The following is a 13,949-nucleotide window of genomic DNA, read 5'->3' as shown; positions in this document are numbered from 1 at the left end:
TCCAGAGCACTCGGCATGCACACTCACTCACTCAGAGCCGAAGGACCGGGATCCGACGGGCCGGCGCCCGCCACATTCACCTGACGCACTGTTTCCAAGAAGTCACATTGTTGCTGAACGGCAACATGGTGACTTTATCGTTAAAATTAATTGCGGCAAGTCTTAGCCGAGATTGTGGCTCGCTGCCATATCCCGGCAAACGATCCGGCCCACTAAACCAGCACCGGGCGCGCAACCGGTTCCGGCGCCTCGAAAACCCGCCGATAGCGCGCGACCTCCGCGGGAGGGCCCATCGCCTTGGTGGGATTGTCGGAAAGCTTCACCGCCGGCCGCCCGTCCGCCGAAATGACCTTGCACACGATGGAGATGGGTCCCAGCGAATCGCCGGCCGCGAGGCCACGGAAATCGTTGGTCAGCAGCGTGCCCCAGCCGAAGCCCATCCGCATCCGCCCGTGGAAATGCCGCCAGATGCGCTCGATGTCATCGATGTCCAGCCCGTCGGAGAAGATCGCGAGCTTGGTCTGCGGGTCTTCCCCGCGCGAGCTCCACCAGCGGATCGCCTCCTCCCCGCCCTCGATCGGATCCTTGCTGTCGATGCGGATGCCGGTCCAGCGCGACACCCATTCGGGAGCGTCGGCGAGGAAGCCGGTGGTGCCGTAGGTGTCCGGAAGCAGGACGCGCAGATTGCCGTCATAATCCTCCTGCCAGTCGGCCAGCACGCGATAGGGCGCGGCGGCGAGGCCGGCATCGTCATCGGCCAGCGCGGCATAGACCATGGGCAGTTCATGAGCGTTGGTGCCGGTCGCCTCCACCTCGCGGCGCAGCGCGATCAGGCAGTTGGAGGTGCCGAGGAAGCCGGCGCCGAGCCCTTCCATCATGGCCTGCACGCACCAGTCCTGCCACAGGAAGCTGTGGCGGCGGCGCGTGCCGAAATCGGCGACGTTCACCTCGCCCGGCGCCCCGAGCGCCCGCAACCGCTCCACCTTCTCCCACACCCGCGTCATGGCGCGGGCATAGAGCACCTGCAGCTCGAACCGCCCCATGTCCCGCAGCACGGCGCGCGAGCGCAGCTCGTTGATGATGGCGAGCGCGGGAATCTCCCACATGGTCGTCTCGATCCACGGCCCGTCGAAGGTCAGCTCATACTGGCCGTCGCGCTTTTCGAGGTGGTAGGCCGGAAAGCGGAAATCCTCCAGCCAGGCGATGAAGTCGGGCGCGAACATCTGGCGCTTGCCGTAGAACATGTTGCCGCGCAGCCAGGTCGACTCGCCCCGCGTCAGGGCCAGCGTGCGCACATGGTCGAGCTGCTCGCGCAGCAGCCCCTCGTCCACCAGATCGGCGATCCGCACGCTGTGCGAGCGGTTGATGATGCCGAAGGTGACGTTCACGTCGCGGTGGCGGCGATAGATCGTCTGCGCCATCAACAGCTTGTAGAAATCCGTGTCGAGCACGGAGCGCACGATCGGGTCGATCTTCCAGGTGTGGGCGTAGACGCGGGAGGCGATGTCGATCATGCGCGGGCTGCTCTGGCAGGGGACCGTCACCGGCCGGAAGGAGAGCGCCTGTTCTAGAGCATTGCCCCGGGGAAAAGAATGCGTCTCCTGCGCTCTTTCCTGCAAATGCTTGATGGACGACGCTTTTTTAAGGAATTCCAGACCAGGGGCGGACGCATTCCGCAGGTGTCCGCGCGCTTTTCCCGGGCTGTGGCGGCGAAGCGCTGGCCCGCGCCCGCGGCTGCGGCTAGGTTGCGCCGCGACATGCCGGCCACGGCTCCCGCTCCCGTCGAGGCCGCCTCCCCCACGCCCGCCGAACCCACGATTCCTGGCTCATGATCCGCAGCATCTTCTCCGTCGGTGGCTGGACCCTGCTCTCGCGCCTTTCGGGCTTCATCCGCGATATCATGCTCGCCGCCGTGCTGGGCGCCGGGCCGGTGGCGGAGGCCTTCTACATCGCCTTCCGGCTGCCGAACCATTTCCGCGCCATCTTCGCGGAAGGGGCGTTCAACGCCGCCTTCGTGCCGTCCTACACGCGGGTGAAGACGCAGGAGGGCGAGGCGCGCGCCACCCGCTTCTGCGGCGAGATCCTCACCGGTGTCGTGGCGGTGCAGTTCGTGCTGCTCGGCCTCGCGCTGGCCGGTACGGAATGGGTGGTGCGGCTGATGGCGCCGGGGCTGATGGAAGACCCGGCGCGCTTCCACCTCACCGTCACCCTCACCCAGATCACCTTTCCCTATCTCTCGCTGATCGCCCTGGTGACGCTGGTGGGCGGCGTGCTGAACGCCAATGACCGGTTCTGGGCCGCCGCGGCCGCCTCCATCTTCCTCAATGTCGCGATGGTCGGCACGCTCAGCGTCGCCGGGCTGTTCCCCTCGGCGGGGCACGCGGCGGCTTGGGGCGTGCTCATCTCCGGCTTCCTCCAGCTCGGCCTGCTGCTGTGGGATGCGGAGACGCACGGCATCAACATCCGCTTCGCCCGCCCGCGGCTCGACCCGGAGATGCGCGCCTTCCTCAAGGCGCTCGGTCCGGCGATCATCGGTTCGGCGGGCGTGCAGCTCGCGATCTTCGCCGACACGGTGATCGCCTCCTTCCTGCCGGCGGGCGCGATCGCGGCGCTGTTCTATGCCGACCGCATCAACCAGCTTCCCATCGGCGTGGTCGGCATCGCGGCGGGCATCGTTCTGCTGCCCGAAATGTCGCGCCGCATCGCCGCCGGGGACGAGGACGGCGCCCGCCATGCCCAGGCGCGCGCAGTGGAACTGACGGTCACGCTCGCCCTGCCCTTCGTCGCCGCCTCGCTCGCGATCCCGGAGATCGTGATGCGCGGGCTCTTCATGCGCGGCGCCTTCACCGCCGAGGCGGCGGCGGCGGCCGGCGCGACGCTCGCGGCCTACACGGTGGGGCTGCTGCCCTTCGTGGTCATGCGCGCCTTCATGTCGCCCTTCTATGCCCGCGGCGACACCCGCACGCCGGTGGTCGCGACGCTGCTGGCCGCAACGGTCAACATCGCGCTCAAGGTGGCGCTCATGGGCTCGCTCGCGCAGGTCGGGCTCGCGCTCGCCACCGCGGTCGGGGGCTGGATCAACCTCGCTTTGCTGCTGCTCTTCGCCCATCGCGCGGGCTACGGGGTGGGAGATTCGGCGCTGTTCCGCTCCCTGCCCCGCCTTGCGCTGGTCGGCGTTCTGCTCGCCATCGTGCTGTATTTTACCGCACGCTTCGGCACTCCGCTGGTCGCGGGACTGCCGCGCTTCGGTGAGGAAACCCGGCTCGGCCTGTGTATTTTCATCGGCGCGCTGGCTTATGCGGGGTTATTGTTGGCGCTGGTCGGGCCTGCCCATTTGCGCAGCATGTTGCGTACGCGGCCGCTGCGGAAGGCGGCAGGCGCCTCGGAGGTATGACAATCCGGCTTACGCAGTGCAACATAGTTGTGCTAGGTGCTGCGCTCAGGCGCCATCGTTGCGGGACGGTCGGGCAGCCGACGCCGACATTCGTTGGCACCAGCATTCCACGTTCGGAGAGCGATCGATGAAGGCCTTCGTCCCGCGCATCACCCTTGGTGCGGCCCTTGCTGCCCTGGCCTTTTCCCTCTCCGCATGCGGGGATGGCAAGCAGGCCCAGCAGGCGGCGCCGTCCCCTCCGCAGGTGACGGTGGCAAGACCCGAACTCCGGCAGATCACCGATTACGACGAATATGTCGGCCGTTTCGCCGCGGTCGATCTTGTCAACGTCTATGCCCGCGTCTCCGGTTACCTCGACAAGATCGCCTTCACCGACGGCCAGATCGTCAAGCAGGGCGACACCCTGTTCCTGATCGACAAGCGCCCCTTCCAGGTCGCTCTGGACCAGGCGAAAGCCAATCTGCAGAGGTCGCAGGCCGATCTCGATTTCGCCGTCTCGGACCTCCAGCGCGCCCAGACGCTGCTGCAGGACAAGAACTCGACCGCGATCTCCAAGCAGACCTTCGACCAGCGCCAGCAGACCGAGCGGAGCGCCCGTGCCCAGGTCGCGGCCAATCAGGCGGCGGTGCAGGCCGCCCAGCTCGACCTCGAATTCGCCGAGCCGCGATCTCCCGTGACCGGCCGCATCGGCGATCGCCGCGTCTCGGTGGGCAACCTCGTCACCGGCGGCGCGGGCGGCACCAACACCAATACGCTGCTCGCCACCATCGTCTCGCTGGACCCGATCTATTTCGAGTTCACCTTCGATGAGGCCTCCTATCTGCGCTACAAGCACATGGAGGAGCGGTTCGGCCGCGACTCCAACCCGGTTCCGGTGAAGCTTGGCCTCATCAACGAGAAGGGCTTCCCTCACGACGGCACCATGGACTTCGTCGACAACCGGATCAGTGAGACCACCGGCACGATCCGCGGCCGCGCCAAGTTCGCCAATCCCGATGAACTGTTCACGCCGGGCATGTTCGGCCGCATCCAGGTGCCGGCCTCCGCGCCGCACGACGCGCTGCTGGTTCCCGATGTCGCCATCGGCACCGAGCAGACCAAGAAGTTCGTCTATGTGATGGCGCCCGGCGACGACCCGCAGGCACCGCAGATGAAATACGTCACCCTCGGCCGCCAGTTCGACGGCATGCGCGTCATCACCTCCGGCCTCACCGCCGACGATCGTGTGGTGGTCAACGGCCTGATGCGCATCCGCCCCGGCGCCAAGGTGGTCGCCAAGGAAGAGCAAAAGACCGAAGAGCAGAAGCCCGCCGATCAGGGTTCCGCCGGGCAGAAGCCCGCTGCCGCCAACTAAGGCCGGGAGGCCCCCATGCGCTTCTCGCACTTCTTCATCGACCGCCCGATCTTCGCCTCCGTCGTCTCCATCGTCGTGATGATCCTCGGCGCGGTGGCCTATATCTCGCTGCCCGTCGCGCAGTACCCGGACATCGCCCCGCCGGTCATCAACGTCACCGGCCAGTATCCCGGCGCCAGCGCCGAGACGGTGGCCGACACCGTGGTCGCGCCCATCGAGCAGCAGATCAACGGTGTGGAGAACATGCTCTACATCTCGTCGAACTCGACGGCGGACGGGCGCTTCTCCATCGCCGTCACCTTCGAGGTCGGCACCAATCTCGACATCGCGCAGGTGCAGGTGCAGAACCGCGTGGCCACCGCCACGCCGCGCCTGCCGGCAGAGGTGCAGCAGATCGGCGTCACCACCGCCAAGTCCTCGCCGGACATCCTGATGGTTGTCAGCCTGTTCTCGCCGGACGATTCCCGCGACGCGCTGTTCATCTCGAACTACGCCAACCTGCAGATGAAGGACCAGCTGCAGCGCGTGAAGGGCGTCGGCTCGATCACCGTGTTCGGCTCGCGCGACTACGCCATGCAGGTGTGGCTCGACCCGACCAAGCTGCAGTCGCTGAACCTCACCGCCAGCGACGTCACCGCCGCGCTCCAGGCGCAGAACGTGCAGGTCGCCTCCGGCGTGCTCAATGCCCCGCCTGTGCCGAACCAGCTCGCCTTCCAGGTTGCGGTTCGAACGCTCGGGCGCCTGTCGACGCCGGAGGAGTTCGGCAATATCGTGGTGCGGCAGACCAACGACGCCGTGGTGCGCCTGCGCGACGTGGCCCGGCTGGAAATCGCCGGCCAGGACAATTCCTCGATCTCCTATTTCGACTCGAAGCCCTCGGTGGCGCTCGGCATCTTCCAGCTGCCGGGCTCCAACGCGCTGGAGACCGGGCAGGCGATCGAGGCGGAGGTGAAGAAGATCGCCGAGGGCTTCCCCGCCGGCATCACCTATTCCACCGCCTACAACCCCACCCAGTTCATCCAGGAATCGGTCACCGCGGTCGAGCACACGATCTTCGAGGCGGTGATCCTCGTGGTCATCGTGGTGGTGCTCTTCCTGCAGACCTGGCGGGCGGCGATCATCCCGATCCTCGCCATTCCGGTCTCGCTGATCGGCACCTTCTTCATCATGAAGCTGTTCGGCTTCTCGCTGAACAACCTGTCGCTGTTCGGCCTCGTGCTCGCCATCGGCATCGTGGTGGACGACGCGATCGTGGTGGTGGAGAGCGTCGAGCACAACATATCGACCGGCCTCTCCCCACGGGACGCCGCCTACAAGACCATGGACGAGGTGGGCGGCGCCCTTATCGCCATCTCCCTGGTGCTGGCCTCGGTGTTCATTCCCTCGGCCTTCATCACCGGCATTTCCGGCCAGTTCTACCGCCAGTTCGCGCTTACCATCGCGGGCTCGACGCTGATCTCGCTGCTCTGTTCGCTCACCTTGTCGCCGGCCATGTGCGCCCTGCTGCTGAAGCCGCATGAGAAGGACAAGCAGCACCCCTGGTACGCCCGGCCCATCACCGGCTTCTTCTGGGCCTTCAACAGCGGCTTCAACGGGCTGTCGCGCGGCTATGGCTGGCTGACCTCGCGGCTGGTGCGCTTCGCCGTGATCGTGCTGCTGGTCTATGCCGGCATCCTGTTCTTCGGCTTCCAGATGTTCCGCGACACCCCGCAGGGGTTCATTCCCCAGCAGGACCGCGGCTATCTGATCGTTGCCTCTCAACTGCCCGGCGGCGCCGCGCTGCAGCGCACCGACGAGGTGATGACCCGCGCCGCCAAGATCGCGCTCGACACGCCCGGCGTCGCCCATGTGGTGAACATCGTCGGCTTCTCGGGCGCCACCTTCACCAATGCGCCCAACGCCGGCGCCATGTTCATCATCCTCGGGCCGGCAGCGGAGCGCGCCAAACATCCCGAACAATCCGCCGCCGGGATCCAGGGGGCTCTGTTCGGCAAGCTCGCCGCGATCGAGGAAGCGTTCATGATCGTGGTGCAGCCGCCGCCCGTGCAGGGCATCGGCAATGCCGGCGGCTTCCGCATGATGGTGGAGGACCGCAACGGGCGCGGCTACCAGGCCCTGCAGGGCGCGGTCTACGCCATGATGGGCCGCGCGGCCCAGACGCCGGGGCTCAGCCAGGTCTACAGCCTGTTCGAGACCTCGACTCCCCAGCTCTTCCTCGACATTGACCGCACCAAGGTGCAGTTGCTGGGCGTGAACATGGCGGAGGTGTTCGGGGCGATCCAGACCTATATCGGTTCGTCCTATGTGAACGACTTCAACCTGTTCGGCCGTACCTACCGGGTGCAGGCGCAGGCCGACGCGCCCTTCCGCCTCACGCAGGAGGACCTGCTCAGGATCCGGGTGAAGAACAATCTGGGCGAGACCGTACCGGTCGGCTCCTTCGCCACGGTGCGCGACATCTCCGGCCCCTACCGCGTGCCGCGCTACAACCTCTACCCGGCCGCCGAGCTCGACGGCAACGCCGCGCCCGGCTTCTCGCAGGGCCAGGCGATCCAGATCATGCAGCAGCTCGCGCAGGAAACCCTGCCGGACGGCTTCGCCTATGAGTGGACGACGCTCGCCTTCCAGCAGCTTCGGGCCGGCAACACCGCGATCTTCGCCTTCGGGCTCGGCGTGGTGTTCGTCTTCCTGGTGCTGGCGGCGCAGTATGAAAGCCTGACCATGCCGCTCGCGGTCATCCTCATCGTGCCGATGTGCCTCATCGCCGCGGTGGGGGGCATCCTGCTGCGGCACATGGACAACAACATTCTCAGCCAGGTCGGCTTCATCGTGCTCATCGGCCTCGCCGCGAAGAACGCGATCCTCATCGTGGAATTCGCGCGCCAGCTCGAGGACCAGGGCCGCGACCGCTTCCAGGCCGCGACCGAGGCCGCGCAGCTGCGCCTGCGGCCGATCATCATGACCTCGCTCGCCTTCATCCTCGGCGTGGTCCCGCTGGTGATCGCCACCGGCGCCGGCGCCGAGCTGCGGCAGGCGCTGGGCACGGCGGTGTTCTTCGGCATGCTGGGCGTGACGGTGTTCGGCCTGCTATTCACCCCGACCTTCTACGTGGTGACGCGCTGGATGGCCGGGCTCGGCCGTCGGAAGAAGAAGGCGCCGGCCGCTTCCTCGACGCCCTCCGCCCCTTCGCAGGGCACCGCCCACTGAGGAAGGTGGGGCGTCCCCTTTCCGTCATCGTCGCATCGTCGCCGGCCCTGCCCCGCCCCTGTGGCGGATATGCAGGGCCGGCAATTCTTTTTCGCCCAGGGTCTGGCGGATGCGCTGCGGCGCACATAAGTCGCGTCCGATAAAATCCTTCACGGGAGATCCCGCATGAGCGAAAACGCGCCTTCCCTGTTCGATTCCTACGTCCTTGGCGACATCACCCTTTCCAACCGCATCGTCATGGCCCCCCTCACCCGCAACCGCGCGGGCGAAGGGCTGGTGCCCACCGAGCTGATGGCCGAATATTACGGGCAGCGCGCCAGCGCCGGCCTCATCGTCGCCGAGGCGACGCAGGTGTCCGCCACCGCGCAGGGCTATCAGGACACCCCCGGCTGCTACACGCCGGAGCAGGTCGCCGGCTGGCGCCGCGTCACCGACGCCGTCCACGCCAAGGGTGGGCGCATCTTCCTGCAGCTCTGGCATGTCGGGCGCGTCTCGCATCATTCGCTGCAGCCCGATGGCGGCGCGCCGCTGGCCCCCTCGGCCATCCGGGCCGAGACCAAGACCTTCGTCGACAACGCCTTCCGTGACGTGGACACGCCTCGCGCGCTGACGCTGGAGGAAATCCCCGGCATCGTGCAGGACTTCGCCCACGCCGCGCGTTGCGCCATCGAGGCCGGCTTCGACGGCGTCGAGATTCATGCCGCCAATGGCTATCTGATCGACCAGTTCCTGCGCGACGGCTCCAACCAGCGCACCGACGCCTATGGCGGGTCCATCGAGAACCGCACCCGCTTCCTCAAGGAGGTGATGGAGGCCGTGATCGCGGCGATCGGCGCGCACCGCGTCGGCATCCGCATCTCGCCGGTGACGCCGGCCAACGGTATCTCGGACAGCGATCCCGCCGCGCTGTTCGGCCATGTGGTCGATGTTCTGGACGCGCTGAAGCCGGTCTACGTCCACATCATCGAGGGCGCCACCGGCGGCCCGCGCGACGTGGTGCCGGGCTTCGACTTCCACGCCCTGCGCACGCGCTTCCACGGGACCTGGCTGGTGAACAACGGCTACGACCGCGCCATGGCGGACGAAGTGCTGGCAAAGGGCGAGGCGGACCTTGTCGCCTTCGGCCGCCCCTTCATCGCCAATCCCGACCTCGTGGAGCGCCTGCGCCGCGGCGCGTCGCTGAACGAGATCGACCGCGACCACCTCTATGGCGGAGGCGCGACCGGCTACACCACCTATCCCGCGCTGGACGCACAGGCGGCCTGACGGCTGCCCGGGCCGGGCAAGCGGGACAACTGCCAGCCGGCTGCGAAAACCCCGCAGCCGGCGCTTTCTGCGGTCCTCAGGGGCGGTAGGCGACGAAATCGACCTCGACCAGCGCATCGCGCGCCAGCCCGGTCACGCCGATGCAGGTGCGCGCAGGCAGGCGGCCCTCGGCGAAATAGGAGCGGTACACGGCGTTCATGCCGGGATAATCGCGCTTGAATTCGGTGATGTAGACCCGCGCCTGCACCACATCGGCCAGCCCGTAGCCGACGCCTTCCAGCACCAGAACCAGATTGTCCATCACCCGACGGGTCTGCGCCTCGATGCCTTCGGGCAGCGGCGCGGAATCGTCCGCCGGATCGGTCGGCATCTGGCCGGTGACGAAGAGCCACGGACCGACCTTCACGCAATGACTGAAGGGCGCCACGGGCGTCGGCGCGCCGGGTACCATGTGGAAGCTTGGCGGCGGAAACGCAGGCGGGAGTGTGGAATCGCTCATGAGGGGAGCCTAGCGCGTCCCCCGCGGCCTGTCATAGCCGACGTTGGCCTGCGGGGGCGCAGCGCCCTCCCCGGAAGCGGTCACCTGCCGTGAAGGAGGTCGCCCCGATCAGAGACGATGCCGGGCCTCCCTTCGGCTCCGGCTCGATGACGGGGTGCGGCGCCCTCACGCGGCCATCAGCACCGGATGCGAACGCACCGAGACATCCACCGTCATGCCGAGATAATCACCGACCATGCCTGTGAAGCCGCCACCCACCGGCACCGCCTGGGACGGATCGCGCGTCACCGCGATGCGGATGAGACTGTCGCAATTGACGATGCCGTTGGTCGGGTCGAACTCCACCCAGCCGGCGCCCGGCAGATAGATATCAGCCCAGGCGTGGGTCGCACCCGCACCCACGATGCCCACATCGTCGCCGTCCAGCGCCGGGTCGTAGAGATAGCCGGTCACGAAACGGGCGCCGAAGCCGAGCGAGCGGGCCGCCTCGATCAGTAGCAGCGCGAAGTCGCGGCACGAACCGGAGCCGAGCCGCAGGGTCTCGAGCGGCGGCTGCGTGCCCTGCTCGTTGCGCACCTGATAGGCGAAGCTGTTGCGGATGCCGTTATTGATGTCCATCAGCAGCGCCATGGTGTCGGTCGGCCGCGAGGCGACGAAGCTCTGCGCCCACGCCGCCAGTTCGCCGGCCGGATCCGGGTAATGGCACTCCAGCATCCGGCCGAGATCGGCGCGGTCGTCCGTCGAATAGACGAAGGGGTAGGTCCGCGCGGATTCGTCCAGCTCGAAATTCAGCCCGCCGGTGCCATAGCGCTCGATCGTCAGCACGCTCTCGATGCGCAGCTCGTTGGACGGTTCGGCGAAGTCGACGATGGCGACCGAATTGCCGAACACATCGTGCAGCCAGCGCACCGAACCGGCCGGCGAGAGCGTCAGCTCGGCGTCGACGAGGCGAAGGTCATGGCTGTCCCGCGGCCGCAGCATCAGCTTGTGCGGATGGAACACGACCGGATTGGCGTAATTGTACTGCGTCACATGGCGGACGGTCAGCGTCTGCATCTTGTCTCTCCCCCGGCCGCATCGGCGGCCAGACGTGTCGTTCTGCCCCCGGGAAAAGCCGGCGGACGATCCGGTGCGTGGGCCCTTGGCCGCGCCGCACCTCGAACCGCCCGCGGCCGGTCAATTGCTGAAAAGCCGCCCCACGACATAGCCGGCAAGGCCCGCGGCCACCAGCGCGTGGAACGAATAACGCCGCTCGGGCTGCATCTCGTCGGCAAGATCGTCGAGCGCGTCGTCGGCCTTGTCGGCCATGCGGTCGGCCGCGCGCGAGGCGGAATCGATCAGATCCTCGCCGTCCTGCTTCGCCTTGCGGCCGAGATCCGTCACATTCGCCATGGGATTGCCTCCTGTGTAGAGCAGCGCGGGGCGCCCCGCACGGGCGTCCCTCTTCGCGCGGACAACGTGCCACGGGAGAAATCGTTCACTCGAAAGCCCGCGCCCCGCGCCTTTCAGCGCCGCCCGGCGATGAAGGCGACGAGTTCCGCCGGGCTCGCCACCCGCCGCAGCTTGACGCGACGTCCCCCGCACATGTCGCAGCGCAGCCTCTGGCCCTCGGGCAGCGGCTCTGCGGCACGGTCGGAACGGTGATCGGCGAGCATCGCGGAGGGCCGGCCGAGCATCGACCGCCGTCCGCACCTCAGGCATTCGGCGCACAGCATGAATCTCTCTCCGGCCGGAACATTCCGCGAAGGCGATGGGCGCTCGCGAGCGGAAGACGCTTTCGTTATCTGCATGCGGAGCCCCTTGCGATCAGGTGAGGGGCTCCTGTCGACATATAGGGTGGCGAGGCCTCCGGCGCATCGGCCCGCGCCCGGATGCCGGCCGGCCTCATTCCGCCGAGGCAAGGCCGGGGCGATGGCAGGATGAATGGCAGGATGATCCGCCGATCACGGCGACAAAGCAGCGCGGTGCGGCAGAAAGATACGACGCTGATCAGAGAAATGGGGGAGATATCTGCATCCCGCCTGGGACCGGTTCGGCATCCATCGAGACGATGGTGGGCGCACAAGGACTCGAACCTTGGACCCGCTGATTAAGAGTCAGCTGCTCTACCAACTGAGCTATGCGCCCGAACCGGTCTAGGTGGCGTCGCCACCGCGAGTGGCGGCGATGTAGCAAAGCCTTTCCGGCCTGTCCATAGGGGGGCGAAATAATCCACAGCCCCCCTATTCGCGAAACGCCTCGTCACGGGTCTTGCGCACCGACGGCAGCAGCACGACGACGAGCGCGAGCACCGCCAGCGCCAGCAGGGTCGCCGAGAGCGGGCGGGTGACGAACACCATGGGATCGCCACGCGAGATCAGCATGGCGCGGCGCAGATATTCCTCCAGCATCGGCCCGATGATGAAGCCCAGCAGCAGCGGCGCCGGCTCGCATTCCAGCTTCGCCAGCACGTAGCCGAACACCCCGAACAGGGCCATGGCGTACACGTCGAAGGCGTTGTTGTTCACGCTGTAGACGCCGATGCAGCAGAAGCCGACGATCAGCGGGAACAGCACGTGATAGGGCACGGTGAGCAGCCGCACCCAGATGCCGATCAGCGGCAGGTTCAGCAGCACCAGCATGAGGTTGCCGATCCACATCGAGGCGATGATGCCCCAGAACAGGTCCGGCTTCTCGTTCACGACATTCGGCCCCGGCACGATGCCCTGGATGATGAGCGCGCCGATCATCAGCGCCATCACCGGGTTCGACGGTATGCCGAGGGTGAGCATGGGGATGAACGAGGTCTGCGCGCCGGCATTGTTGGCGCTCTCCGGCGCGGCCACCCCCTCGATGGCGCCGCGGCCGAAACGCTGCGGGGTCTTGGAAAGCTTCTTCTCGATCGAATAGGCGGCAAAGGAGGACAGGATCGCCCCGCCTCCCGGCAGGATGCCGAGCAGCGAGCCCAGCACCGTGCCGCGCAGCACCGGCTTCACGATGGCCTTGAAGTCGGCCTTGGTCAGCATCAGCCCGGTGACCTTCTGCACCCCGACCGTGCGGCCGTGCTCGTCCTCCAGGTTGCGGATCAGTTCGCCGAGGCCGAACACGCCCATGGCCAGCGCCACGAACTCGATGCCGTCGGCGATGTCGGTGATGTCGAAGGTGAAGCGCGGGATGCCGGTGTAGACGTCCTGCCCGGCGAGCCCGAGCAGGATGCCCAGCACCACCATGGCGAGCGCCTTCATCACCGAGCCCGAGGCCAGCGCCACCGAGGCGACGAGGCCGAGCACCATCAGCGCGAAATATTCCGGCGGGCCGAACTTCAGCGCGAGATCGGCGAGCGGCGGGGCGAACAGCGCCAGCAGCAGCGTCGCAACCGTGCCGGCGAAAAAGGAGCCGAGCGCCGCCGTGGCGAGCGCCGCCCCGGCCCTTCCCTGCCGCGCCATCTGGTAGCCGTCCAGCGCCGTGACGACGGAGGAGCTTTCGCCCGGCAGGTTGATGAGGATCGCCGTGGTCGAGCCGCCATATTGCGCGCCGTAATAGATGCCCGCGAGCATGATCAGCGCGGAGACCGGCGGCAGGCCGAAGGTGATCGGCAGCAGCATGGCGATGGTCGCCACCGGGCCGAGGCCCGGCAGCACGCCGATCAGCGTGCCGAGCAGCACGCCGATGAAGCAGTAGAGGATGTTCTGCAGGGTCAGCGCGACGGAGAAGCCGAGCTCGAGATTGGAAAGAATGTCCATGAACCGAGCCTCAATAGCCGCCGAGCAGCGGGCCGAGCATGGGCAGCGGCAGGCCGAGCCCCTTGATGAACACCGCCCAGGCGAACAGAACCATCAGCCCGGTCATCGCCAGCGCGGAGGCGAGATGGAAGCGCCGGCTCGCCATGGCGGAGATGAACACCGCCAGCCCCATCGCCGGCCCGAGGCCGAGCGGGCGGATGCCGACGCCGAACACCACCACCGCCAGCGTCACCAGCACCAGGCCGCGCCACGGCAGGGCGGCGAGGCGGATCGGCTCGCCCTCGTCGGCGAAGCGCAGCCCGCCGATGAAGACGATGAGCCCCAGAACGCCGAGGATCCCCGAGAGCACCAGCGGGAAATAGCCCGGTCCCATGCGCACCGCGCTGCCCATCGGCAGGTCGAGCGAGAGAATGCCGAACATGGCCGCAAGGCCGATCAGCAGGATGCCGGCCCCGACATCCTTGGGATTCCTCACGAAGCGCTCCATGCCGCTTCCCTCCTTTTCGG

General features: G+C 67.3%; 11 protein-coding genes and 1 tRNA gene. 4 read left to right on the top strand and 8 right to left on the bottom strand.

Annotation, left to right across the window (positions count from 1 at the left end):
* Positions 1-212: 212 nt before the first annotated feature.
* Positions 213-1,514, bottom strand: coding sequence for a nicotinate phosphoribosyltransferase (gene pncB / locus MWN34_RS07975; protein ID WP_247028299.1), 1,302 nt, complete (start codon positions 1,512-1,514; stop codon positions 213-215).
* 314 nt (positions 1,515-1,828) lie between these two features.
* Here pncB and murJ point away from each other — a divergent pair, with 314 nt between their 5' ends.
* The 4 genes from murJ (at position 1,829) to MWN34_RS07955 (ending at position 9,221) form a co-directional block, all read left to right on the top strand.
* Positions 1,829-3,394, top strand: a complete 1,566-nt coding sequence (murJ, locus tag MWN34_RS07970; protein WP_247028297.1) for a murein biosynthesis integral membrane protein MurJ — start codon at positions 1,829-1,831, stop codon at positions 3,392-3,394.
* A 127-nt stretch (positions 3,395-3,521) separates the two neighbouring features.
* The gene (locus tag MWN34_RS07965) at positions 3,522-4,748 is read left to right on the top strand and encodes an efflux RND transporter periplasmic adaptor subunit (RefSeq protein WP_247028295.1); all 1,227 of its coding nucleotides are present in this window, start codon (positions 3,522-3,524) and stop codon (positions 4,746-4,748) included.
* Positions 4,749-4,763: 15 nt separating this feature from the next.
* Positions 4,764-7,955 carry an efflux RND transporter permease subunit gene (locus MWN34_RS07960; RefSeq protein ID WP_247028293.1) on the top strand — a complete coding sequence of 1,064 codons (3,192 nt, stop codon included), beginning with the start codon at positions 4,764-4,766 and terminating at the stop codon, positions 7,953-7,955.
* 165 nt (positions 7,956-8,120) lie between these two features.
* Complete coding sequence (locus tag MWN34_RS07955) at positions 8,121-9,221, top strand: alkene reductase (protein WP_247028291.1); 1,101 nt, start codon at positions 8,121-8,123, stop codon at positions 9,219-9,221.
* A gap of 76 nt (positions 9,222-9,297) precedes the next feature.
* Here MWN34_RS07955 and MWN34_RS07950 read toward each other — a convergent pair whose 3' ends face one another.
* The 7 genes from MWN34_RS07950 to MWN34_RS07920 all read right to left on the bottom strand — a co-directional run bounded on the left by MWN34_RS07950 (position 9,298) and on the right by MWN34_RS07920 (position 13,929).
* Positions 9,298-9,672, bottom strand: coding sequence for a RidA family protein (locus tag MWN34_RS07950; RefSeq protein ID WP_425532073.1), 375 nt, complete (start codon positions 9,670-9,672; stop codon positions 9,298-9,300).
* 213 nt (positions 9,673-9,885) lie between these two features.
* Positions 9,886-10,776, bottom strand: a complete 891-nt coding sequence (locus tag MWN34_RS07945; protein WP_247028287.1) for a transglutaminase family protein — start codon at positions 10,774-10,776, stop codon at positions 9,886-9,888.
* Between the two features lie 120 nt (positions 10,777-10,896).
* Complete coding sequence (locus MWN34_RS07940) at positions 10,897-11,112, bottom strand: hypothetical protein (RefSeq protein WP_247028285.1); 216 nt, start codon at positions 11,110-11,112, stop codon at positions 10,897-10,899.
* A gap of 113 nt (positions 11,113-11,225) precedes the next feature.
* On the bottom strand, positions 11,226-11,396 hold the full coding sequence (locus MWN34_RS07935) for a hypothetical protein (RefSeq protein ID WP_247028283.1): 171 nt from the start codon (positions 11,394-11,396) through the stop codon (positions 11,226-11,228).
* A gap of 375 nt (positions 11,397-11,771) precedes the next feature.
* Positions 11,772-11,847, bottom strand: a tRNA-Lys gene (locus tag MWN34_RS07930).
* A gap of 95 nt (positions 11,848-11,942) precedes the next feature.
* A complete protein-coding gene (locus tag MWN34_RS07925; protein WP_247028281.1) occupies positions 11,943-13,442 on the bottom strand; it encodes a tripartite tricarboxylate transporter permease in 1,500 nt (499 codons plus the stop codon).
* 10 nt (positions 13,443-13,452) lie between these two features.
* Positions 13,453-13,929, bottom strand: a complete 477-nt coding sequence (locus MWN34_RS07920) for a tripartite tricarboxylate transporter TctB family protein (protein WP_247028279.1) — start codon at positions 13,927-13,929, stop codon at positions 13,453-13,455.
* Positions 13,930-13,949 lie beyond the last annotated feature (20 nt).

It is taken from the genome of Ancylobacter crimeensis, assembly GCF_023016805.1.
GTDB lineage: Bacteria > Pseudomonadota > Alphaproteobacteria > Rhizobiales > Xanthobacteraceae > Ancylobacter > Ancylobacter crimeensis.
This window is presented reverse-complemented; position numbering and strand designations above follow the sequence as displayed.

Coding starts and splice junctions, on each gene's coding strand:
- MWN34_RS07950 (WP_425532073.1), bottom strand. CDS start 9,672: ATGGTACCCGGCGCGCCGACGCCCGTGGCGCCCTTCAGTCATTGCGTG.
- MWN34_RS07920 (WP_247028279.1), bottom strand. CDS start 13,929: ATGGAGCGCTTCGTGAGGAATCCCAAGGATGTCGGGGCCGGCATCCTG.
- murJ (WP_247028297.1), top strand. CDS start 1,829: ATGATCCGCAGCATCTTCTCCGTCGGTGGCTGGACCCTGCTCTCGCGC.
- MWN34_RS07955 (WP_247028291.1), top strand. CDS start 8,121: ATGAGCGAAAACGCGCCTTCCCTGTTCGATTCCTACGTCCTTGGCGAC.
- pncB (WP_247028299.1), bottom strand. CDS start 1,514: ATGATCGACATCGCCTCCCGCGTCTACGCCCACACCTGGAAGATCGAC.
- MWN34_RS07935 (WP_247028283.1), bottom strand. CDS start 11,396: ATGCTCGGCCGGCCCTCCGCGATGCTCGCCGATCACCGTTCCGACCGT.
- MWN34_RS07960 (WP_247028293.1), top strand. CDS start 4,764: ATGCGCTTCTCGCACTTCTTCATCGACCGCCCGATCTTCGCCTCCGTC.
- MWN34_RS07945 (WP_247028287.1), bottom strand. CDS start 10,776: ATGCAGACGCTGACCGTCCGCCATGTGACGCAGTACAATTACGCCAAT.
- MWN34_RS07925 (WP_247028281.1), bottom strand. CDS start 13,442: ATGGACATTCTTTCCAATCTCGAGCTCGGCTTCTCCGTCGCGCTGACC.
- MWN34_RS07965 (WP_247028295.1), top strand. CDS start 3,522: ATGAAGGCCTTCGTCCCGCGCATCACCCTTGGTGCGGCCCTTGCTGCC.
- MWN34_RS07940 (WP_247028285.1), bottom strand. CDS start 11,112: ATGGCGAATGTGACGGATCTCGGCCGCAAGGCGAAGCAGGACGGCGAG.